This window comes from Erwinia sp. LJJL01, from assembly GCF_047300805.2.
GTDB classification, from domain to species: domain Bacteria; phylum Pseudomonadota; class Gammaproteobacteria; order Enterobacterales; family Enterobacteriaceae; genus Erwinia; species Erwinia aphidicola.
Genome location: NZ_CP178576.1, coordinates 3,600,092 through 3,613,219, shown reverse-complemented (window position 1 = coordinate 3,613,219; position 13,128 = coordinate 3,600,092). Strand labels below are relative to the sequence as shown.

The following is a 13,128-nucleotide window of genomic DNA, read 5'->3' as shown; positions in this document are numbered from 1 at the left end:
CTCTCCTCACCAGTAAACGTAAAGCCGACATAATGTCGGCTTTTTTTTTACCTCGGTCAGGCCTGAGAAATGGGCCGGCCCTGTTTGGCCCGCTGCAACAGCAGTGCTGCGGGACGCCAGAAGTGGGGATCTTCCTCCGCAAATCGGGTTAAATCACGCACTACCCGGTCCAGCCCAAGGGTGTCGGCGTAAAACAGCGGGCCGCCCCGATAGCGGGGGAAGCCAAAGCCCGCGACCATGACCACATCCACATCTCCCGGACAGCGGGCGATGCCCTCTTCCACCACTTTTGCCCCCTCATTGATCATTGCCAGCAGGTAGCGTCGAACAATCTCAGGCGGGCTGAAGCTGCGCGGCACAATATTTGCCCGGCGGCGCTCGGCATCAACCACGGCCAGCACTTCAGGGTCAGGTAGCCCGTTTTTCTCGCCCGCAGCGTAGCGATACCATCCACGCCCGGTTTTTTGCCCCAGCCATCCCTGTTCGCACAGGCGGTCGGCAATGCTGACATAGCGCTCGCGCGCATCGCGGGTCGCCGCGCGCCGCCTGCGCGTGGCCCAGCCGATGTCACCACCGGCCAGATCGCTGGTTTCAAACGGCCCCATAGCAAAGCCAAAGCCGCGCAGCGCGCTGTCAATCTCATACGGTGAGGCCCCGTCCACCAGCATGGCCTCGGCAGCCCGGCGAGTCACAGACATAATACGGTTGCCGATAAAGCCATCGCAGATGCCGCTGCGCACCGCTATTTTGCCCAGCCGCCGTGCCAGACTGAACGCACTGGCAACAATACGCTGCGGGACGCTCTCCGGGGCGATCACCTCCAGCAGCCGCATGACCGGCGCGGGAGAAAAGAAATGCAGCCCCAGGCTGTGGCTGGCGCAGGCGGTTCCCGCCGCTATCTGGGTAATAGAGAGGTAGGAGCTATTGCTGGCCAACAGCGCATCGGCGCGGCAGTGAACGGCTAACTGGCGAAACAGCGCCTGTTTAACGGCCAGATCTTCCGTCACCGCTTCGACAACCAGATCGGCAGGTTGCAACGCGCTCAGCTCAAGCGTCCCCTGCAGTCGCGCCAGCCGGCTCTGCACTTCGCCTGGCGTCAGCCGCATTTTCGCGATCTGGCGCTGGAAATAGCCCCTGATGCGCGCCAGCCCGCCCTCCAGGCTCAGCGCGTCACGCTCAATCAGAGTGACCTGCAGACCGGCGTTCAGCATCACCACCGCGATACCCGCCCCCATCGTTCCCCCGCCAATTACCCCCGCAGCGCTGAAGCTTGCTGGCGTAACCCCCGGCGGCAGAGGAAATTTTGCTGCTCTTTTCTCCGCCAGAAAAATGTGCACCAGCGCGCGGTGCTGAGGGCTGAAGAGGCAGCGCTGAAACTGTGCCGCTTCGAAGCGACAGCCCGCGGCAAATGTACTGCAGCTGGCCGCCTCCACGCAGTCAATAATCAGCGCGGGAGAGAACAGCCCCCTGAACTGTAGCGCCAGCTGCGCACGCGCGGCGCTGAGCGCTGCCTGCACCGACTCGCGGCTCTCTGCTCTGGCGCTTGTCGTCGCGCTGCGGCGCACTTCCCCGCCTGCCGCCAGCAGTTCGCGGATCCATGTCAGGCCATCTTCGCGCGCATTATGCCCCTGGCGATCTACCAGCCCGATCGCCAGCGCCTGTTCACCCGAGAGCAGATCACCGCCGAGCATCATGTCGAGCGCCGCCTTTACGCCTGTCAGCCGCACGCTGCGCTGGCTGCCCCCGGCGCCCGGCAGCAGGCCGAGCCTGATTTCCGGCAGCCCCAGACGCGCGTCGGGCAGTGCCAGCCGATAGTGGGCCGCCATCGCCAGCTCCAGCCCGCCGCCAAGTGCGTTGCCGGAAATTGCCGCCACCACCAGCTTATCGCTGGCTTCCAGCTGGTCGCAGAGATCGCGCAGTGCGGGCGGCGGGCGGGCCTGACTAAATTCCCGAATATCGGCTCCTGCCGAAAAGTGGCCACCGCGACCCAGCAGCAGCAGTGCCGCAATCTCATCATCGTGACTCAGCTGCAGCAGTAGCGCCTGAAGCGCAGTGCGCACCGCTGCGCTGATGGCGTTGACCGGTGGATTATCAAGGGTGGCGATCAAAATCGTCCCCTGACGCGCCAGCGCTATTCCCCCACGCCCGCGTAGCTGCTGACGGTTGTTTTTCATGGTCGCTTACCTCCCGTTATCATTAGCTTACGACTTTATCGGCGGCGCCAGGCGATAGCTGGCCGGGGTGCGGCTGAGCTTAATCGGCGAGGCGACGCCACAATAGCCGTCACCGATACGGATGATCATCTTACGGTGGAGGGTGTGCGGATGTGACAGGGCGGCATCAACCGTGAGCAGCGGCGCGCTGGGCACCCCCGCCCTTAGCAGCCGCTCTGAAAATTCGGCTCCGTCATAGCCAGCCAGCTGCGCAATCAGTAAAGTGCGCAGCTGTCGCCGGTTTACCGAGCGCGCGGCAGGGGTAGCAAAGCGCTCATCGCCTGCCAGCTCGGGCGCCTGCAGGCATTCACACAGCGTGTGAAACTGCCTGTCGTTGCCTGCGCCAATAAATACCGCCACGCCACCCATTGGGAAAACGTCATAGGGATAGACGCTGATATGGGCATTGCCGCTGCGCTGCGGCGGCTGCTGGCTGGTGAGCCAGTTAGTCGAATAGGGATGCAGCATCGAGAGCGCGGTATCATACAGGCTGGCTTCAATAAACTGCCCCAGCCCGCTGCGGGTGCGCTCAAACAGCGCCAGCAGAATACCGATGGCCGCATTCATCCCGGCAGACTGGTCGACTATCGGTATCCCGACGCGTACGCCACCGCTGTCTGCTTCGCCGTTGACGCTCATTATGCCGCTCATCGCCTGTAGCGCGGCGTCATAGCCGACTAATCCGCCGAGCGGACCATCGCCACCAAAACCCGACACGCGGCAGTGGATCAGGCGCGGAAAGCGCCTTGCCAGGCTCTCATAGCCTATTCCCCACCTCTCCATCGTGCCGGTCTTGAAGTTTTCAATCAGCACATCCGCATCGGCCAGCAGCTCAAACAGCGTTTCGCGCCCGCTCTGCTGCGATAAATCCAGAGATGGACCGCGGCGTTTATTGCGGTTAAGACCCAGGTAGTACGCCGCCACCCCCTGTTTGAAAGGCGGCCCCCAGCGGCGGGTTTCATCGCCCTGCGGCGGCTCGACTTTTATCACGTCGGCACCGTGATCGCCCAGCAGCTGGCCGCACCAGGGCCCCCCCAGCACGCGCGAGAGATCGATAACGCGGATCCCCGCCAGTGAACCTGTGGTTAACGCCGTCATGGCTATTGCTCCCGCCCGGCATCGCCGACGTCGGCCAGCAGCTGCGCTTCAACCTCAGGCGCCATCGCTGCATCACGGCCCAGCGGGTTATGCGGCAGCAGCTTATGAATAAGGATTAGCTGGGCCAGCAGGCGTCTGGCCGGCAGCCCGGCCTGCTGGCTCTCCCACGCCATGATGACCGCACTGATGAAATGATAGAGTCCGCTGGCTGCGGCACGGGCCAGCGCCGTGCCCTCGGGTTGAGCGCTCGCTGCGGCCAGCGCCCACACCTGTTCCTGCGCCGCGGCAAACTGCTGCTGCAGCTCGCTGCCCAGCTTTGCCTCAGCCAGGTAGTGCGCCAGCCAGGGCGCCAGCGCCTCCAGCGACTGCTCCCGCAGAATGGCGCGCCGCACGTCCAGCGCCACAATGTTGCTGGTCCCTTCCCAGATCGAGCCAAGCTGCGCGTCCCTGAACAGGCGTGGGTCGCCCCACTCTTCGATATAACCGCAGCCGCCGCGCACCTCCATGGCATCTGCGGTGACCTTACGCGCATCGCGGCAGGCGCGAAACTTAATCAGCGGCGTCAGTATACGCAGCAGCGCGTAAGCCTGTTTATCACCGCTGTCAGCCCGGCGCAGTATCTCTGCGCTCTGCAGCACCATGCTGCGCGCCTGCTCACAAGGCAGTAAAATTTTTAACAGCTGGCGCCGCATCAGCGGCTGCTCAATCAGCGTTTTGCCGAAGGCACGCCGCTGCCGGGCGATGTAGAACGCTTCGCTGACCGCCCGCTGCATCAGCCCGGCGGAGCGCACGCCGTTTGACAGGCGCGAGTTGTTAATCATATCCGCCATCTGTACAAAGCCACGACCTGCCTCACCCACCAGCCAGGCCTGGGCACCTTCCAGCCGGATCTCTCCGCTGGCCATTGAGCGCGTGCCCAACTTATCTTTCAGCCGCAGAATTCGGTAGGCGTTGGCGGCTCCCCCCTCCAGCGTGCGCGGCAGCAGAAACAGCGACACCCCTTTTATCCCCTCGGGAGCGCCCTCAATACGTGCCAGCACCATCGCCAGCCCGGCGTCAGGGTTCGAGCAGAACCACTTTTCGCCATACAGCAGATAGTGGTCTTGCGCTGGCACCGCCAGCGCGGTGGTGGCGGCAATATCAGAGCCTGCGTCCTGCTCGGTCATAAACATCGCTCCCTGCAGACGCGTTGCGGCATCCAGGGAGGTCAGGCGCGGCAAATAACGCTGCGTCAGCATCGGCGAGCCAAACTTTTTCAGCGTGCGCGCCAGCGAGTCGGTCATCGAAACCGGGCACATCAGACCAAATTCGGCCTGCACGAACAGATAGGTAAACAGGTATTTCACCAGCGGCGGGCAGGGCCCCGGCCAGCCGGGAAGATCGGTGCGGTGTGAGAGCGCCGCCATGGCAAAGTCACCAAAAGCAAGCTGTTCCATTTCGCTATACGCCGGGTGCTTGATGATGCTCTGCTGGTCGCTGCCGGTGCGGCTGCGCATCTTCAGCTGCGGTGGATTTTTATCGGCGCTCTCGGCAAGTGCATTCAGCCGCCCCCCGGCCAGTGCCCCCAGGGTTTGCAGCCGGGCATGCAGCTGTTTGCGCAGTGCGTCAGAGAGATAAAGCGGCAGGAGAGCCTGAAGCGTGGTGTCGCTGGTAAACAGATTGACGTCGTGACGATCCGGAATGTTTTCCGCTTGAGAATTGAAGAGAGACATGTGACCTCCATTGCGTTGTCTGAGGACCACTGTTGGCAAATGGCGCAGCTTTGTCCAATACCGACGCTGTATCGGCTGATACTGTATTCAGATGATGTCGCCACCGGAGGAGTGAACTGCCGCTTATGGATACTCGTCGTTTACACTATTTTCTGGTGCTGGCCGAGGAGCTGCATTTTGGCCGTGCCGCCCTGCGTCTGGCTATTTCACAGCCGCCGCTGAGCGTCAGCATTCGCCAGCTGGAGGAGTCGATCGGGGCAAAATTGTTTGAACGCAGCCACCAGCAGGTGCGGCTGACTGCCGCAGGTAAGGCGCTGATCCCTGCGGCCCAGGCGCTGCTGGACCGGATGGAAAGCATGCTTCTTGAGGTGCAAAACGTGGCGCACGGGGTGACCGGCCATCTGCGTATCGGTTATGTCGGCGCGCTGCTCTATCAGGGACTGCCCGAGCTGATGCAGCAGTTTCAGCAGCGCCACGCGGGGGTGCAGCTGAGTATGCGCGAGCTCAATACCTGCAACCAGCTAAGCGAGCTGGCTCACGGCAGCCTGGACGTGGGGTTTATTCATACTTCCCCCCTGCCCGCAGGCCTCTCCTCACTGCGTTTTTCCCACGACAGGCTGGCACTCTGCTTACCGGTGCAGCATCCGCTGGCAGCTGCCGGTGAGCTGGCGCTCAACCAGCTCAAAGAGGAGCCGTTTATTCTCTTCGCGCGCCGATTTTCCCCGCGTTATTACGACCGCATTCAGTCAGTATTGCTGGCCGCAGATATTGAGCCCGACACGCGCTGGGAGGCACGCCACTGGCTGGGCGTCGTGTCGCTGGTGGCGCGCGGTTGCGGTATCGCACTGGTTCCCGCCAGCCTGCGTTTTACCGCGATGGCCGGCGTCAGCTATTGCCCGCTGCCGCAGAGTTCGCTGCTGTTGCCCTCGCTCTGCGTCTGGAACAGCGCTGAACAACGGCCGCTGCTCTCCGCACTGATCGCGATGCTGCGGCTACCCCACCAGCGCCTTAATCCGGCTGACGATATGCTCGCCGATCGGCAGGGCTGAGGTGGCAGCAGGCGACGGCGCGTTGCAGACGTGAAGGGTGCGGGCAGTGCTGACGAACAGAAAGTCGTCGATAAGCTCCCCTTCACGCGTGACTGCCTGGGCGCGCACGCCCGCCGGATGCGGCAGCAGGTCCTGCTTTTGTAGAGTGGGACAATAGCGCTGCACCAGCCGCAAATAGCCACTTTTGTAGAGTGAATTTTTCATCTCCTGCACGCCCGCCTGAAAGTGCCTGCGCAGCATTTTGCGCATTCCCGGATAGGCCGCCATTTGCCGGAGATCGCGCCAGCTGAAATCAAGTTTGTGATAGCCTTCCCGCTGCATGGCCAGCACCGCATTGGGGCCGACGGTGACGCTACCCTCAATCGTCCGCGTCAGGTGAACGCCGAGAAACGGCACCGCAGGGTCGGGCACCGGATAGATAAGATGGTTAACAATCTGGTTGTGCTGGCTGGCAAGACGGAAATATTCGCCGCGGAACGGACAGATGATAAAGCCCGCATCGATCCCCAGCATAGCCACCAGCCGATCGGCCATCAGCCCTGAGCAGGCGATCAGATAGCGTGAGCTGAACTCGCTGCGCGCCGTGGCGATCGCCACGCTTTGGCTCTCCTCATGCAGCGCCGTGACCTCAGCCTGATAGATAATTTCACCGCCCCGGCGGGTGAATATCTCAGCCATCGTGACCGTGACCTGACGGTAGTCAACAATACTGCTGGCGGGCACCAGAATGCCGCCGAGGCCAACAATATTTGGCTCCCTCTCTTGCAGCTGTTCTGCATTCAGCCACTCCCGCTGCAGCCCGTTTGCCGCCGAACGCTTCCACAGGGTAGCCATGCGATCCATCTCAAGCGGCGTTGTGGCGACAACTATTTTTCCACACGCCTGCCAGGGAATTTGATGGCGTGAGCAGAATTTCCTGGTCGCCTGATTGCCGGCCAGGCAGAAGCGCGCCTTCAGGCTGCCCGGCGTGTAATAGACCCCCGCGTGGATCACGCCACTGTTGTGACCGGTCTGGTGCTGGGCTGGCCCGGTCTCCTTCTCCAGCACCGCTATCCTCGCATCCGGATAGGCGGTCATCAGCTGCATAGCCGTCGACATCCCGATAATGCCCCCGCCAACAATCACGAAATCATACATTGTGCGCAGCCCTCCCTGCCCGACGATTACAGCACCGGTGTGAAGTAACCGCGCTGGCGCAGCAGCTCGCGCCGTAACGCCGGATGCGGCAGAAATTTATCGCGCCCGTGCAGCCAGAAGTGATTGTTGATCAACAGCATGCTGCCCACCGGCACCGGAACGTAGATTTTACCTCCGCTGTTTTCCAGCGAGTCCGACAGCGCGGTCAGCCAGTTGCCCTCGGTAAAATCTTTTGGCTGAACAAACTGGTCAATGTAGCGCATCACCGGCCGGCCGCGTTCGTCCACGCCAAATACCGGGTGGTAAACGCTGTGCGGCGTATTTTTACTGGGCGGTGCCGACCAGCGCATCGTACGCCGCGCCAGCGGATGGCTGAACCAGCTGTCGAGCTGCGCCCAGTCATCAAGGTGCAGCAGAATCGACTCACCGCCCTGCATATTTTGCTCGTCGATTTTCATCATCAGCACAAAATCCGTCGGTTCATCCACGTAGGTGCCGTCATTATGCAGCTCCAGCGGCTTGTGCGGCTGACGCAGGTAGCTGTCGGAATCGTCGCTGTTTTTCACCACAAAGCGTGCGTAGTACTGTCCGCTCATCGAGTCGAAATTTGCGCGGCCAATCAGATGCGCGATCGCCGTGGCCAGACGGACCATATCCTCTGCCCGGTCAACGCTGATCAACCCCTGCGCATTGATTAACAGTGCCCCCTGCTGGCGCGACTGCAGGGTGCGGCTCAGCAGCGACCGCAGCTGATTGCCGCAGAGGTCGTCCAGCAGTTTGCCAAGGTGAAAGCGCAACATCGATTTGTACTCCAGCGCCTGAACCGGCAAGGTGCGCGCTGCCTGTAGAAAAGCCTGAGTGATCTCTTCGTTGAAGGTGAGGAGAAGTAAGCGGGAAGAGTAGGGAGAGTCAGAGAGCATTACGCCGGGAATAAGCGTTTTATGCTCGCTACGCTGAATCTCACCATAGCGGGTTGAACGGGTCATTGAATGCGTCTCCTGATTCGTTAAGTCGGGTGCCAAAGCACCTGATGAACAACAAAATCAGGGTATATCGCTGCTTACACTGAGGAGAGACGTTAAATGCCTAACCGCTGGCGGCAGCATTTGCCCAGCGGAGAAAAAAAAAGGCCAGCATCAGCTGCTGGCCTGTTGTCACACTCTCGGCTACATCAGTTGGCCGCAGGGGCCGCCGCCGGGGCGGGTTTAGTCTCTGCCGCGCCAGGGGAGGGTTTCTCTGCCGTGGCTTTGTCACTGGCGGCTTTATCCGCCGTTGCCTTGTCGGCAGCAGCTTTGTCGGCAGTGGCTTTGCCGGCGTCTGCGGCAGCTTTGTCGGCTGCGGCCTTCTCTTTCGCGGCCTTTTCCGCAGCGGCTTTGTCTGCCGCTGCTTTTTCAGCTGATGCTTTCGCCTGCGCTGCCTTTTCCGCTGCGGCCTTATCCGCGGCCGCTTTATCGGCCAGGGCTTTGTTTACTACGGCTTTCTCGTCGGCCGGTTTGGCATCGGCAGCAGGCGCAGCAGCAGCGGGAGCCGGGGTAGCCACCTGCAGCGGCGTGCCCTGCAGTGCCGTGTTCAGCACTTCGGTAAACTTATCCCACGAGCAGAAGCCGTTGGCATCGGTCGGGCATCCGGCCATCTGCAGCGTGACGCGCTTCGGTGGATTGTCCAGCGACAGCGGCTCTGCATCACGCAGCTGGCCGGATGTCTGGTAGACGTACTCCACTTTGACCAGCTCCTTGTCATTTTTCTTGTCGTGCCAGCGCTGGAACTGCACCATGCCACCGATTGGCGTCTGCTCATTCTGGCCCGGCAGGTCATACGGTTTGAAATCCAAAGCGGTCAGCAGTGAAGCAATGTTGGAGTCGTGCCCCACCATCAGCGTCACTTTAGGCGCGCTGGCTTTATCCTGGTCGACCAGCATGCTGCGAATGTAGTCCACCAGCGGCGCGGCGACTTCGTGCGCGACGGCCGGGGAGGTGAACAGCGCATCCTGATAACCATTTTTAATCGCGGCCAGCTCCTGCCACTGCTCAGGCGTTTTGATCTGCCCCCAGGCCACCTGCTCCATTGGGAAACCTTCGTAATACTGTAGCGTGAAGGCATCCACCAGCGAGTTACCCACCTTCAGCGGGCCGGAAACATTTGGCTCTTTGCCATTATCAGCGCTGAACTGGTTCTGATTGGTGCTGGAAAGGTCGCACTGCTTCTTACCGTTGCAAGCCGCGGAGTTTTTGTAATCGATGATTTTTTCCAGACGCTGGAAGGCCGGCTTCAGGGCCAGCTTTTCGCCTTCGGCATTGATTGCCGCCAGCGCCTGCTTGTTGAACTCTTCACTGTCGTTGGTGATCACCGGATTAAATACCGGGTCCATGCTGCCCATCTCATCCTGATGCGAAACCGGAATATCACAGCCTGGGAAAGCGCCGGTAATAAAGAACTGCGCGGTGGCAACGGTGCGCTGCAGGCTGTTGGCATAGGCGTAAATGTCGTCAGAAGATGGGCATTCGCCCTCTTTCACCAGCCCCTGCTGCGCCAGCCATTCGCGGGTATAGCGCCCCATGTAAACTTCGAGCACCCCACCCTTGGTGGTCAGCTGGCCGCCCGGAACTTCCCATTTCGGCCAGGCTTTTTTAGTGGCCTGCGCCAGTACGCTGCCGTTATCTGCCAGCGGGGCGCGCAGGTTATGGCGGCTCATCATCAGCACCTGTTCCAGCTGATAATCGCCGTCGGCAGCCCAGGCAGAAGCACCGGAGAATGCGGAGTAAACCGCTAACGCGCAGAGACTGAACTTGTTAATCATCTATTTATTCCATTGATTCAAAGGGTGAACTTACCGGCCGGCAAAAACCTGCAGCGCAGAAAGAAGAGCAGCGCGCTGCGCTGACTCACCACCACCGCTCTCAAGATAAGGCCAGAGACTGGGTTTAGTCATTGATATTGAGAATATAGCAGACTCTGACCCCGGCGGTTTAGTGGCTTCAGGGGATTGAAAAGAAACAGGATGTTTTTAGGAATGCTCTAATCATCACCACCTCGCAAGAAAATAGCAGGATGTCGGGCAAAACAGAAGACGTTAAGCACGGTGATAAGCGCTTTTATTCAGCTTCAGTTGTACTCAATCAGGAATAATACCTGGGCCTGAAAATTCCCCGTATCGATGGTGGCCTCGCGCCCTTTCACTGCCGCAGAAAAAACCAGCTTATTATCGCCATCATTAATGCGCTGCCAGGCAACCGGCTGGTTATTTAATACCGATTGCCCATTACGGTCGCGCAGCACCAGTCCAATCGATTCGTTGCCGCTGCCGACTGCAAACAGGCCGTCTGAATAGGCGGTCCCCTGAAAAGTGACGCGCACCTGATTTTTCAGCATGCTGGAACAGCGTTGCAAAATGAGCACGAACTCTTCGGATTGAGATTCGCGCCCGTTACGCAGCGCGGCGCTGCTTAGCTGGCCGAAGTCCACTTCCAGGCTGGCCGACTCCGGTGCAAGCGAACAGGGCGCATCGATCACCACCCCGCGCATATTAATTTTACCGAACCCATTACTGTTATCCGCCGCCACGGCGCCGCTCGCCGCCAGCATGATGGCCCACAGCCACTGCCTGTATCCGCTCATGATTTGCATCCTTATGAATAAAGTAACCAGTGATACAGCTCCAGATTCTTCTGCATCCCCAGCTTGTGCATTACCGACCGTTTATAGGTGCTGACCGTTTTCGGATGCAGCGCCATACACCTCGCTATCTGGTGCGGTGTCGCATTAACGCGCAGCAATTCGATCAGCGTTTTTTCCCGCGGCGTCAGCTTCTCTTCACTGTGCGCACGCGGGTCGACTATCATGATAAGCCGGGTATCGGGCGGCATAACCCGGCGCAAAAGCGCTGCCAGCTGGGCCTCCGACTGGCGACGATGCAACAGCCACTGCGGGCAGGCCTGCAGCAGCGGCGGTAACGACTGCCAGCGCTGTTGCGCGGTATCGGTGATGGTGATCAGCTGGCCGTGCGGCGACATGCTTGCGGCGAAATGCTGCGCGGCACAGAGCGAAACCGCGTCACACCCGGCGATCAGCAGATCGACGTTGCCCTGAAGTTGTGCGCTGTGCCTGACCACCGTGTGCGGCAGCTGATTCTTCAGCACCTGCACTACGCCCTCCTGAAAATAGCGGTCACTGTCCAACATCATGACGGTAATATAAGCACGGTCGGTCATAGTGCATCCTTGTTCCAGCGTTCCGGCCCCTACTGCAGGCTCATCACTAATATCGCGGTGGCGTTAAACTCGCCGGTCGCCACCTGAGCATTGCCCGACCTCACCAGAGCAAAGGTGAAATCGTCGCTGCCGATACCGTTTACGATACGGCTGTTGATGCTGTCGAAAGGCTTGATCAGCTGGCCGTCGTGGTACAGCTCTACCCCCAAATCGGGGTTGGTGGTTTTGATTGCCTGCGAGGAGAAGCTGCTGGCATCCGCCGACAGCGTCAGCTTCACCGCCCAGTTACTGGTGTCTTTACACCGATAGGGAATATTCACCTGCTGCCTGAACGGACTGAGACTGGCGCTTTGCGTCAGCTGATTGCGGGCGACAAAGCCAAAATCGATATTAATGTCCTGGCTGTTGTTGATCTCGCAGGTGCCGGCGGTGTAATAGGCATCGTTGGCGGCAAGAATGCGCCAGTTGGCGGTAAACACCCCGCCCGCTGGCGCACTCCATTTGTACATCTGCATGCTGGCGACCACCGTCCCGGCCTTGATAAACACGCCGCGCCCCGGGCTGTTCTTTAACTGGTAAAAGGCTTTTACCTGCAGATCGTGCCAGTTGCCGTCGCGCAGCTCGAATACGGTAATCGGCGAGTTGATCGGATTAAGATAGCGGGTGCCGTTAACCTCCAGTCCGCTGCTGAATGACTCATCCAGCGAAGTTTGATAGGTCCCCGAGTTAAGGCGCATATAGTCGACATAGACTCTGGGGTTAGTATTGCGGCAGGTGAAAGTGTCCGAGAGGTCAAACACCACCACGTCGCCAATAATAATCTCTGGTGACAGATTGACGGTGACGTCAATATTGCGCTGCCCCACCGCATCAAACGGTTTGCCATCGCGCTTGTCGATACACTCAAATGCCAGCGCGTGCAGCGGCAGCAGCAGCACCAGCAGCAGAACCAGTGCCCGCCTCATGATTTAGCCACCGCCCTGCAGCTGCCCGCCTGACAACGGAAGTGCAGCGCGACGCGTCCGCCAAAATCATTAACGTACTGCAGCACCGGGGCATCTCCCAGCGCTGCCGCGCTGCCGCCCAGCATCACATTCTGCCGCGGGCCGACCATCAGCGGCGCAAACCCGCGGACCGACTCTTCCCCCTCATGGCGGCTGGCTCCGACGAAGGTGATGTAGTATCCCGTCGGGTTTTCAATACGGTAATCATCGCCAACGCGCGTCAGTCTGACCTGCAGCTGTACCGGATTGGCATAGGCACCTGGTGACAGCTGCAGCGATGCCGGGCGGTAAAACAGCTTTATTTTGGTTTGCAGCGCCACTTGCAAAGTATTCGGCTTATCGGCGCGCGGTGGGATCTCGCGCAGATTGAAATAAAAAAGTGTCTCTTTATCCTGCGCCAGTAAATTAGCGCTGGGAAGCGACTGGATTTTAACCTGGCTTTTTTCGCCCGGCTCAATGCGCTGAACCGGTGGCAAGACAGTTAAGGGCGTGGTTATTTTCTCTCCATGCTCGTTTTCCAGCCACCCCTGTGCCAGATAGGGTAAACGCTGGCTCTCATTGGTGACAGTCAGGCTGACGGAGGGATTATCGGCATCCATAATAATGCGCGTACGGTCCAGTGCGATAGCGCCCCATGAGAATGAGGAGATAAACAGAGTGGTGGCCGCGATGGTTTTTAGCGCAGCCGGCTTGATTAATGATTTCAT

At 59.9% G+C, this 13,128-nt stretch carries 10 protein-coding genes and 1 pseudogene; 1 reads left to right on the top strand and 10 read right to left on the bottom strand.

Translation table 11 applies throughout. The features are described 5' to 3' along the window. Nucleotides 1-56 precede the first annotated feature (56 nt). The 3 genes from ACLI4M_RS17855 to ACLI4M_RS17845 are packed head-to-tail and all read right to left on the bottom strand — an operon-like array spanning nucleotide 57 to nucleotide 5,023. A complete protein-coding gene (locus ACLI4M_RS17855; RefSeq protein WP_133623992.1) occupies nucleotides 57-2,174 on the bottom strand; it encodes a 3-hydroxyacyl-CoA dehydrogenase NAD-binding domain-containing protein in 2,118 nt (705 codons plus the stop codon). Nucleotides 2,175-2,201: 27 nt separating this feature from the next. Next, complete coding sequence (locus ACLI4M_RS17850; protein WP_133623993.1) at nucleotides 2,202-3,311, bottom strand: CaiB/BaiF CoA transferase family protein; 1,110 nt, start codon at nucleotides 3,309-3,311, stop codon at nucleotides 2,202-2,204. Nucleotides 3,312-3,313: 2 nt separating this feature from the next. Next, the gene (locus tag ACLI4M_RS17845; RefSeq protein ID WP_133623994.1) at nucleotides 3,314-5,023 is read right to left on the bottom strand and encodes an acyl-CoA dehydrogenase family protein; all 1,710 of its coding nucleotides are present in this window, start codon (nucleotides 5,021-5,023) and stop codon (nucleotides 3,314-3,316) included. A 125-nt stretch (nucleotides 5,024-5,148) separates the two neighbouring features. On the opposite strand from ACLI4M_RS17845, the gene ACLI4M_RS17840 reads away from it, so the two are divergent. Further along, nucleotides 5,149-6,072, top strand: coding sequence for a LysR family transcriptional regulator (locus tag ACLI4M_RS17840; RefSeq protein ID WP_133623995.1), 924 nt, complete (start codon nucleotides 5,149-5,151; stop codon nucleotides 6,070-6,072). Here the strand turns inward: ACLI4M_RS17840 and lhgO are convergent. The 7 genes and pseudogenes from lhgO to ACLI4M_RS17805 all read right to left on the bottom strand — a co-directional run. Continuing rightward, a pseudogene (gene lhgO / locus ACLI4M_RS17835) lies at nucleotides 6,022-7,209 on the bottom strand (L-2-hydroxyglutarate oxidase); the annotation flags it as partial. The gene ACLI4M_RS17840 and the pseudogene lhgO overlap by 51 nt on opposite strands. 26 nt (nucleotides 7,210-7,235) lie before the next feature. Beyond that, complete coding sequence (glaH, locus tag ACLI4M_RS17830) at nucleotides 7,236-8,195, bottom strand: glutarate dioxygenase GlaH (RefSeq protein ID WP_133623997.1); 960 nt, start codon at nucleotides 8,193-8,195, stop codon at nucleotides 7,236-7,238. A 185-nt stretch (nucleotides 8,196-8,380) separates the two neighbouring features. Continuing rightward, nucleotides 8,381-10,006 (bottom strand): bifunctional glucose-1-phosphatase/inositol phosphatase, encoded by a 1,626-nt coding sequence (gene agp, locus ACLI4M_RS17825; protein ID WP_133623998.1) that lies wholly within the window; start codon nucleotides 10,004-10,006, stop codon nucleotides 8,381-8,383. A 305-nt stretch (nucleotides 10,007-10,311) separates the two neighbouring features. Beyond that, the gene (locus ACLI4M_RS17820; protein ID WP_166643186.1) at nucleotides 10,312-10,824 is read right to left on the bottom strand and encodes a fimbrial protein; all 513 of its coding nucleotides are present in this window, start codon (nucleotides 10,822-10,824) and stop codon (nucleotides 10,312-10,314) included. Between the two features lie 11 nt (nucleotides 10,825-10,835). Further along, entirely contained in the window at nucleotides 10,836-11,417 is a 582-nt protein-coding gene (locus tag ACLI4M_RS17815) for a helix-turn-helix transcriptional regulator (RefSeq protein ID WP_048916473.1), read from the bottom strand. A gap of 29 nt (nucleotides 11,418-11,446) precedes the next feature. Next, entirely contained in the window at nucleotides 11,447-12,382 is a 936-nt protein-coding gene (locus ACLI4M_RS17810) for a fimbrial protein (protein WP_133624000.1), read from the bottom strand. After that, nucleotides 12,379-13,128: a fimbria/pilus periplasmic chaperone gene (locus ACLI4M_RS17805; RefSeq protein WP_048916475.1), complete on the bottom strand. Its 750-nt coding sequence runs from the start codon at nucleotides 13,126-13,128 to the stop codon at nucleotides 12,379-12,381. Before ACLI4M_RS17805 ends, ACLI4M_RS17810 begins: the two co-directional genes overlap by 4 nt.